We start from the raw sequence: 8398 nt of genomic DNA, 5'->3' as shown, positions 1-8398 counted from the left end.
GCCGCGGCCTCTCGGGGCACCTGCCGCGCGCCGAGCCGGGGCGCCGCGGCGGGCCGCGAGCGGGCTTACGGGCGGCGGGTGGGGTTCACGGCATCGGATTCGGCGGCGGTGTCGGGCTCCGGCGGGTCGTCGCCGGCCCGCTCCGCCTCCCGCTCGTACTCGTCGATGCTCAGCCCGTCCGGGTCCGGCTGGGGGTCCTCGATCCTCAGGTCGTCGGGCGGGTCGGTCACGTACTCCTCGGTCAGGCCGATCTCGATGTCCTGATCGTTGTCGCCCATGTCGTCGACGTCCTCGCGGAAGTCGCGGCTCTCCCCGGGCTTGCGCGCCCTCATGGCTCCTCCACGGTCCGGTCGGGTTCGTCCGATCAGACGTGTATCCCCGCTGGCGCCGCGCCTACTCACGGTCCGGACGGGCCTAACCGCGTTCCGGAGGGGCCTAATCGCGGTTACGGGCGGGCCTAGTCGCGGTCACGGACGGCGACCAGGCCGCCGATCACGCCCACGTACGCGGTCCCGTTCGGGCCGATGGTGACGGGCGCCCAGTTGTTGTCGAACCACTTGCCCGTGCCGGTCAGCACCTTGTAGACGGTCCGGCCCGTGTGGACGTCCACCGCCGTGAGGTACCAGGCGTCGATCAGGTCCTTGCGCGGGTCCTTCGTGTACAGGTAGAGCAGCCCCGCCGGGACGGAGACCTTCGCCACCGTGGACGGCGACCGCTCCGGGCTCGTCCAGACGGTGCGGCAGCCCTTCCCGCCGGCGTTCACGTCCACCCGGCTCACCCCGCCCGTGGACGACCCGCCGGGCGGCAACTCGAAGAAGTTCTTGTAGCCGTAGTTGTTCTCGACGAACAGGCTGCTCCCGTAGCCGATGAGGGAGTTGTCCGTCGCGCTCGCGCCGCTGCCGAAGACGGGGACCTGGCAGACCAGCCCGCCGTCGTCGCGGCGCCGCACGATCACGTGCATCCGGTCGTCGGCGTTGTCGGTGATCGCCACGTACCGGTCGCCGAGGAACGTCGGGGTCGTCCCCGAACCCTGGTCGATCTGCCCCGGCTTGCGGCCGGTGCCGCGGTCGTAGGTCTCGCGCCACAGCACCTTCGGCGTGCCGTCCGGGCCCGCCTTCATCTGGTAGAGCGCGTGGTCCGACACGATCGAGACGCCGTCCGCCGCGGCCGCGAACGAGTTCTGGATCTGCTCGCCGGGGAGCCGCGTCACCTTCACCGCGCCCGACCCCGGGTCCACGGTGCCGATCCGCCCGGCCCGCGTGATCCACCAGATCAGGCCCGTCCAGTCCGGGCCGACCGCGGTGATCGGGTCGCACTCGCCCTTCGGCCACGGGTTCGTCCAGGTGGCGCAGTCGTGCGGGAGGTAGCGGGACAGGTCCCAGTCGTCGGTGACCGTGAACCGCCACGTGCCGTCCGGCCCCTTCTCGTGGGCGAAGCGGCGCAAGTGGAACGCCGAGTCGGCGAGCACCGCCCGGTCCTGCGGGTCCAGGTAGTAGTAGGCGCCGCCGGAGGTGTCGGTGAAGACCTTGTCGAGGCTGCCGGAGAACACCGCCTGCACCGTCGACGACCTGGGCGGGAGCTGGTACGTGGCGAGGTCCTTCAGCGTCACCGGGTCGATCAGCCGCAGCATGAAGTTCTGCCCCTGCGTGCACTGCGCGACGATCAGGCCCGTCCGCTTCGCGAAGGTGACCGTCGAGCACAGGCCCGGCAGCCCGCCTCCCTTGGCGTCGTTGAGCACCTCGGGGTTCCGGCCGAGCGGCCCCATGAACGGGTAGGTGTCGGACGCGTAGCCGTCCGCGTGCATCGACGACGTACCGACCGGCCCCTGATACGGGTTGGCGGGCACGGGCTTCCCGGCGAGCGCCTTCGGCGTCGCCGGACCGCCGATGTACTGCGGAACCAGGCCCTTCCCCGGGCCGTCGGGGATGGTCCCCGCGGCCGCGGGGACGGCGGCGGCGCCGAGCAGGGCGGCCGACAGGGCGGAGGCGACGAGCGGTCTGCGCATGGAGGGGCTCCTAAGCCGGGACGAGGACGGCCCCGGTCGCGCCCTCCGGGACAGGTTCACCGCGTAAACGGATCATCGTGCGGAGTGCCCGGATGGTTACGATTTCCGGCATGGCCCTACAAGCAGTGATCTTCGACTGGGGCGGCACGCTGACCCCCTGGCACGACGTCGAGCTGCCCGAGATGTGGCGGACGATCTGCTCCCCGCACCTGCCCGCCGACAGCGTCGAGACCGTCGCCGCCGCCCTCGCCGAGGCGGAGCTGGAGCTGTGGCGGCGCGGCACCGAGGAGCACCGCAGCGCCACCCTCGCCGAGCTGTTCGCGCTCGCCGGCGTCGAGCCGACCGACGCGCTGCTCGACACCCACTACGAGACGTGGACCCCGCACACCTGGACCGACCCGGCCGTCCCCGGCCTGCTCCGCGCGCTGCGCGAGCGCGGCATCAAGGTCGGCGTCCTGTCCAACACCATGTGGAGCCGCGACCTGCACGAGCGGATCTTCGCCCGCGACGACGTCCTCGGCCTGCTCGACGGCGCCGTCTACTCCAGCGAGATCCCGTGGACGAAACCGCACGCCGAGGCGTTCCGCGCCGCCATGGACGCGGTCGGCGCCACCGATCCCGCCGCCTGCGTCTTCGTCGGCGACCGCCCCTACGACGACATCCACGGCGCCAAGGCCGCCGGGCTGCGGGCCGTGCAGATCTGGCACCAGACGACGCACGCCTTCACCCGCCCCGGCCTCACGCCCCCGGACGCGCTGATCCACGACATCGGCGAGCTGCTCCCGCACGTGGAGACCTGGCACGCCCCCTAGGACCGGCGCACCCCGGAATGGGTCAGGATCTGCGGGCGACGATCAGGTCGCGGGAGATCGCCTGGTCGACGCGGTGCCGGAAGCCCAGGTAGGGCTCGGAGTCCTGCACCTCCAGCCCGCTGGAGGTCAGGATCTCCGCCAGCTCCTCGCGGCGCCCCACGAACGTGTTCCAGGAGATCCCGATCGCGCCGCCGCGCCGCAGCAGCGGCGTCCACTCCGGCACCGCGGTCTCCAGCAGCTCCACGGGGCTGCGCGACAGCCGCGGCCCGTTCTTCTGGCCCTGCCGCGCGCCCTTCGACCGGCTGCCGTGCTGCACCCCGTACGGCGCGTCCGTCACGATCAGGTCGAACGACCCGGGCCGGAAGAACCGCCCGGCCCCGGCCGCGTCGGCGTTCACGACGGTGATCTCCATCGTCTCGCCGCTCTTGTACAGCTCCTTGGACGCGCCGAGGGTGACGTGCAGGCGCCGGCCCAGCACCGCCTTGTCCCGCCGGACGGGCGCGATCTCCGCCTGGTGCTTCACGCGGTTGTTCTTCAGCCACGTCTTGATGAACGCCGCGTAGGCGTCGAAGTCCTTGCCGTCGACGTCCATGCCGGCCGCGTCCAGCCCGTACATCATCGCCTGGTTCAGCGTGGTGCCCCGCCCGCACATCGGGTCGAGCAGCCTGGGCCTGCCGGTCACCAGGTCCATGGGGGAGTCGGTCGCCATCGCGGTGACGTTCAGCAGCAGCTTCGTGAAGTACTCGTTCGTCTTCCCCGAGTACTTCTGGATGGTCAGCAGGTCGCTGGGGAACAGGTCCAGGGGCTTCAGCCCGACCGGCCTGAGCAGCTCGCCCTCGATCTCGAACAGGGCGTACAGCGACGACAGGTTCGACAGGAGCCGGATGTCGGTGTCGCTCAGGTCGTCAGCGGAGAACGTCACGTACGGGACGCCGCCGATCGACGTCTCCTCGATGTCGCGGAGGCGTCCGCCGAGGGCCCGCTCGCCGAACACCGCCAGCTCGGCCTTCACCAGGCCGGAGGCGGCCTGGGCGTAGACCCGGTTGTGCGAGGGGGAGACGAGGAGGCCGTACGAAGTCACCGCAGGACATTAGCAGTTCGGGGACGCGGAGAGGCCGCCGGGAAATCCTCCCCGGCGGCCTCCGCGCGGCCCATGTGCGGGCCGTTCCTCCCCGGTCAACCCGTCCGGACGCTCCTGCGTCTGGCCTTGCGGGACTTGCGCCTGTTCTGGTGCCGGACCGTCTCGTTGCCGGACCGCTCGGCCGCACGTTCGGTTTCGGCCGCCTCCGCCGCGATCACCGTTCCCACGGGCACGGGACGCGCGTCCATGGGACGGGCGGCGTCCGCGGACTCCGCGACGGCGGGCTCGATCTCCGCCGGCTCGTTCTCAGGGCGTTCGTTACCGGTGCCCTCGGCCCTGGCGGGCTCGGGGGCCGGGAGCGCGCGGGACGCGGCGGGCGCGGACTCGATCTCGGCCGGACGCTCCGCCGGCTCCACGGCCGGCAGATCCGGCAGGTGCCGCGCGGCGGCGGCCAGCAGCTCCTGGACGCGGCTCTGCAGGCTCGCGAGATCGGCGCGGGCGACGGCGGCCTGCGCCTTGGCGCGGCGGGCCTGGCGGCGGGCCTCGTCGCGCTCGGCCGCGAGCTGGTTCAGCTGCTCCCGGTAGGCGGCGCGCAACTCGTCCAGCGCACTGGGCGCGCGGCCGGCGGGCCCGTCGGTCTCGTACCGGTGCGGGGTGCTGGTCATGGCAGGTCTGGGCTCCTCCCCCGAGTAGGCCAGTGCAAAAGCGACAACGCGTACATGGAGCGCATTCGTTCCCGTCGTGCCGAAGATCACTCACCCGGTTCGGGACGGGGTGACAGGGCCGCCGGCGGCAGGCCCGGGAAGGCCGCCGAAGGGGTGCCGTCGCCCGCGCTCGCCCGCCACTTCGCCGACCGCGCCGCCGACCGCTCGGCGCTGTCGGCGGCGAAGACGCGCAGGTCCGCGGCGGACGCGCCGGCGAGACCCACGTAGGCGGGGACGAGGTCGTCCTCCAGCGCGGCGGCGAGCCGGGCGGCGCTGCGGGCGTTGGTCACCTTGATCGGCAGCCGGTATCCGGCCGCCGCGGCCACCGGCTGCGTCGACAGGATCGACACCAGCTTGTCCCGCTGCGCGCGATGGGCGTCCCAGTACGTCTTCGCGGCCTGCTGCAGCGCGCCCCGCAGCCTGCCGCCCAGGACGCCGTAGCCGTACACGGCGGCGTGCTCGGCGGCGATGGCCGTCTGGATCGCCTGGGTCGACGACTTGGCCGGGTCGGCGGGCGGATGCGCGCGGACCGTCTCGGCGTGCCCCGCCTCGCACGCCCCGATGCTCGCCAGCAGTTGCGCCAGGCCGGGCGGGGCCTTGGCGGTGTCGGCGCGGCGGGCGGCGGCGGCGCGGTCCTCCGCGAGGCGCAGCGCCGTGAGGATCTCCGCCGGCCCCTGGGGCAGCTCGGCCGCGTGCGGCGGCGGGATCGTGCCGCCCTCATGGGCCCTCCGCCCCGAGCCGGGCACGTAGTGCCGCTTCAACACGGTCAGGTGCTGCCGGTGGTGCGCCAGGACGGGATCGAGGCGGCGGGCCAGCGACGCGTCCGCGGCCTTCGCCGCCTCGTAGGTGGCGATGAGGTCCTGCTCGGAGGTGATCGCGCCGATGAGCGTCGACACGTCCGGACGGGGCCCGGCCGCCTCCGCCGCGCAGCCCGCCAGCCAGGGCGCCGCGAGCACGGCACCGCCGCCCAGCAGCAGCCCCCGGCGCGACACGGTTCCCGGCAGGCGCGGCACGGCCTCTGGCAAGGGAGTCTCCTCACCCGGTGGTGTGGTGGTGGCGGCCCGCGCCGCGCCGCGGCTCCGTCCCGGTCGCCGGACGCGTCCATCAGGCCAGCTCAAGCATTCCATATCCGGCGCGCCGGTGAGCTGTTCGAAAGGCCGCTGAGGTGTCCGGCTCTCGATAGTCTTGAGGAGTCAGCGGACAAGCGGTGACTTCAGCGACAGGTCCCGCCGCCCTCACGGGCGGGCGGGGAAGGCACAACAGGAGGAGGGTCCCATGAGCGTCGAGTCCCGCGGTGGCCGCGCTCAGGGGGGCCGCGCCCGGGGCGCGCGCGGCGACGCCCCGGCCCGGCCGGCCCGCGACACCGCCATCGCGGAGCTGACCGCGCTGCTCGCCCCCGCGGTCGACGCGGCCGGCTTCGACCTCGAGGAGGTCGACGTGCGGCCCGCCGGGCGCCGCCGGCTCGTCAAGATCGTCGTCGACGGCGACGGCGGGGTGGGCCTGGACGACATCGCCCGGCTGAGCGAGACCGCCTCCGGGCTCCTGGACGGCTCCGACGTGATGGGCGCCTCGCCGTACGTGCTGGAGGTGACCTCGCCCGGCGTCGACCGTCCCCTCACCGAGCCGCGGCACTGGCGCCGCGCCGTCGGCAGGCTGGTCGTCGTCCCGCTGGCCGAGGGCGGCCAGGTCGAGGGCCGCGTGGTGGCGGCCGACGACGAGGCCGTCGAGATCGACGTCGCCCCCGTCCGGGCCAAGGGGTCCGGCAAGGGCGGCGGCAAGTCCGCCGGACCGGGGAGCCCCGGGACGCGGCGCCGCCGGTTCGGCCTCGACGAGCTGGGGCGCGGCCGCGTCCAGGTGGAGTTCAAACCCCTCTCCGGGGAGCCCGGGGGGCCGTCCTCCCGGGAGGACACGCCCCCCGAGGGGGGCGGCTCGCCCGTTCCGCCCGGCGAGGCCGAGGAAACGCGTTCTCCGGCTGAGCCGGACTAGAGGGGGGAACCTCGTGGACATCGACATGACCGCCCTGCGCGGCCTGGAGAGCGAGAAGGACATCTCGCTCGATGTGGCCGTCAAGGCCATCGAAGACGCCCTGCTGATCGCCTACCACCGGACGGAGGGCGCCGCGCCCCGCGCGCGCGTCGAGCTGGACCGGCAGAGCGGGCACGTGACCGTGTGGGCGACGGAGACCGACGAGGAGGGCAACGCCCTCCGCGAGTACGACGACACCCCGACCGGTTTCGGCCGGATCGCGGCGACCACCGCCAAGCAGGTCATCCTGCAGCGGCTGCGCGACGCCGAGGACGAGCTGACGTTCGGCGAGTACGCCGGGCGCGAGGGCGACATCGTCAGCGGCATCATCCAGCAGGGCAAGGACCCGCGGAACGTGCTGGTCGACCTCGGCCGGCTGGAGGCGGTGCTCCCGCCGCAGGAGCAGGTGCCCGGCGAGCGCTACGACCACGGCGAGCGGCTGCGCGCGTACGTGGTGCAGGTCCGCAAGGGCCACCGCGGCCCGTCGGTGCAGCTGTCGCGCACGCACCCGAACCTCGTCCGCAAGCTGTTCGCGCTGGAGGTCCCGGAGATCGCCGACGGCACCGTGGAGATCGCCGCGATCGCCCGCGAGGCCGGCCACCGCACCAAGATCGCGGTGCGGTCGCGCAAGCCCGGCGTGAACGCCAAGGGCGCCTGCATCGGCCCGCTCGGCAGCCGGGTCCGCAACGTGATGGCCGAGCTGCACGGCGAGAAGATCGACATCGTGGACTGGTCGGACGACCCGGCCGAGTTCGTCGGGAATGCGCTGTCCCCGGCCCGTGTTTCAGCGGTCGAGGTGATCGACCTCGACGGCCGGGTCGCACGGGTGATCGTCCCCGATTACCAGCTCTCGCTGGCGATCGGCAAGGAGGGGCAGAACGCCCGGCTCGCGGCCCGCTTGACCGGCTGGCGGATCGACATCAGGTCCGACACCGAGCCGGCGGGCGGGGGGCCGTCCGGGCGGACCGCCTCGAAGGCGCCCGAGGCCGGCGAATCCGGATCTTCCGAATCAGGAGAGCATGCGACAGGTCCCGCAGACGCCTCGGCGCGGTAGACTCATGGAACGTGGCCGGGCAGTTCCGCAACGCACGTGTGTGGGCTGCCGGGTCCGCACGGCCAAGTCCGACCTGTTGCGCCTGGTGGTGGTCGAGGGCGAGATCGTCCCCGATCCCCGCGGGCGGCTCCCGGGGCGGGGAGCGCATCTGCATCCCGACCCGCGGTGCCTCGAACTCGCAGAGCGACGTCGGGCGTTCCCGCGGGCTTTCCGCCTGCCGGGACCGCTCGACGGTACGGCGCTGCGGGACCGGCTTGCGGTGAACGCCGCGCAGCAGCAGGATGGCCGAATGGTAAGCGACGTCTAGTCGGAAGCAGGTCGAGATTGCTATGAGCGCTCGATGAGCACGCCGCGATGAGTACGGCAGGTTAACGACGGTCCGGTGGCCGCACCCCCGGACCGAGTAGGGAGTGCAGTGGCCAAGGTCCGGGTTTACGAACTCGCCAAGGAGTTCGGTGTCGAGAGCAAGGTCGTCATGGCCAAGCTCCAAGAAATGGGCGAGTTCGTACGATCGGCGTCCTCCACGATCGAGGCGCCTGTCGTTCGCAGGCTTACCGAAGCCTTCTCAAACGGTTCGTCCTCCAAGCAGGGGGACAGGCGCGTAGGCGGCCAGAAGCGGCCCCAGGGGCCCCGCCCGTCCGCGCCGCGTCCCGGTCCGCCCAATGGCGGATCGGAATCTCAGGGTGCCCGCCCGCAGGCGCCGCGGCCCGCAGGGCC

Annotated in this window: 10 protein-coding genes; 5 read left to right on the top strand and 5 right to left on the bottom strand. The window is 73.1% G+C overall.

The window, feature by feature from the left end; translation table 11 throughout:
* Positions 1–65 precede the first annotated feature (65 nt).
* Together ABZ914_RS41065 and ABZ914_RS41060 are read right to left on the bottom strand one after the other, a co-directional pair.
* Entirely contained in the window at positions 66–332 is a 267-nt protein-coding gene (locus tag ABZ914_RS41065; protein ID WP_190864761.1) for a hypothetical protein, read from the bottom strand.
* A 125-nt stretch (positions 333–457) separates the two neighbouring features.
* Entirely contained in the window at positions 458–2005 is a 1548-nt protein-coding gene (locus ABZ914_RS41060; RefSeq protein WP_500200049.1) for a hypothetical protein, read from the bottom strand.
* A 110-nt stretch (positions 2006–2115) separates the two neighbouring features.
* Here ABZ914_RS41060 and ABZ914_RS41055 point away from each other — a divergent pair, with 110 nt between their 5' ends.
* Positions 2116–2817 (top strand): HAD family hydrolase, encoded by a 702-nt coding sequence (locus tag ABZ914_RS41055; protein ID WP_500200047.1) that lies wholly within the window; start codon positions 2116–2118, stop codon positions 2815–2817.
* Positions 2818–2839: 22 nt separating this feature from the next.
* Here ABZ914_RS41055 and ABZ914_RS41050 read toward each other — a convergent pair whose 3' ends face one another.
* From ABZ914_RS41050 to ABZ914_RS41040, 3 genes are all read right to left on the bottom strand, one after another.
* Positions 2840–3898: a TRM11 family SAM-dependent methyltransferase gene (locus tag ABZ914_RS41050; RefSeq protein WP_500200045.1), complete on the bottom strand. Its 1059-nt coding sequence runs from the start codon at positions 3896–3898 to the stop codon at positions 2840–2842.
* A gap of 95 nt (positions 3899–3993) precedes the next feature.
* Positions 3994–4563 (bottom strand): hypothetical protein, encoded by a 570-nt coding sequence (locus ABZ914_RS41045; protein ID WP_500200043.1) that lies wholly within the window; start codon positions 4561–4563, stop codon positions 3994–3996.
* 86 nt (positions 4564–4649) lie between these two features.
* A complete protein-coding gene (locus ABZ914_RS41040; RefSeq protein WP_500200042.1) occupies positions 4650–5627 on the bottom strand; it encodes a ferritin-like domain-containing protein in 978 nt (325 codons plus the stop codon).
* A gap of 250 nt (positions 5628–5877) precedes the next feature.
* Between ABZ914_RS41040 and rimP the strand changes: the two genes are divergently transcribed.
* From rimP to ABZ914_RS41020, 4 genes are all read left to right on the top strand, one after another.
* Positions 5878–6588 carry a ribosome maturation factor RimP gene (rimP, locus tag ABZ914_RS41035; protein WP_500200040.1) on the top strand — a complete coding sequence of 237 codons (711 nt, stop codon included), beginning with the start codon at positions 5878–5880 and terminating at the stop codon, positions 6586–6588.
* 25 nt (positions 6589–6613) lie between these two features.
* Entirely contained in the window at positions 6614–7681 is a 1068-nt protein-coding gene (gene nusA, locus ABZ914_RS41030; RefSeq protein WP_500200050.1) for a transcription termination factor NusA, read from the top strand.
* The gene (locus ABZ914_RS41025) at positions 7647–7988 is read left to right on the top strand and encodes a YlxR family protein (protein ID WP_500200038.1); all 342 of its coding nucleotides are present in this window, start codon (positions 7647–7649) and stop codon (positions 7986–7988) included. Before nusA ends, ABZ914_RS41025 begins: the two co-directional genes overlap by 35 nt.
* A gap of 108 nt (positions 7989–8096) precedes the next feature.
* Positions 8097–8398, top strand: a 302-nt coding sequence (locus tag ABZ914_RS41020; RefSeq protein ID WP_500200036.1) for a translation initiation factor IF-2 N-terminal domain-containing protein, incomplete at its 3' end; no start/stop codon positions are given.

The sequence above is a fragment of the Spirillospora sp. NPDC046719 genome (genome assembly GCF_040645715.1).
In the GTDB taxonomy this organism is placed as follows: domain Bacteria; phylum Actinomycetota; class Actinomycetes; order Streptosporangiales; family Streptosporangiaceae; genus Spirillospora.
This window is presented reverse-complemented; position numbering and strand designations above follow the sequence as displayed.

Bases quoted from the DNA above. Each gene is read 5' to 3' on its own strand.
- ABZ914_RS41060 (WP_500200049.1), bottom strand. From the start codon at position 2,005: ATGCGCAGACCGCTCGTCGCCTCCGCCCTGTCGGCCGCCCTGCTCGGC.
- ABZ914_RS41025 (WP_500200038.1), top strand. From the start codon at position 7,647: ATGCGACAGGTCCCGCAGACGCCTCGGCGCGGTAGACTCATGGAACGT.
- ABZ914_RS41045 (WP_500200043.1), bottom strand. From the start codon at position 4,563: ATGACCAGCACCCCGCACCGGTACGAGACCGACGGGCCCGCCGGCCGC.
- rimP (WP_500200040.1), top strand. From the start codon at position 5,878: ATGAGCGTCGAGTCCCGCGGTGGCCGCGCTCAGGGGGGCCGCGCCCGG.
- nusA (WP_500200050.1), top strand. From the start codon at position 6,614: ATGACCGCCCTGCGCGGCCTGGAGAGCGAGAAGGACATCTCGCTCGAT.
- ABZ914_RS41065 (WP_190864761.1), bottom strand. From the start codon at position 332: ATGAGGGCGCGCAAGCCCGGGGAGAGCCGCGACTTCCGCGAGGACGTC.
- ABZ914_RS41055 (WP_500200047.1), top strand. From the start codon at position 2,116: ATGGCCCTACAAGCAGTGATCTTCGACTGGGGCGGCACGCTGACCCCC.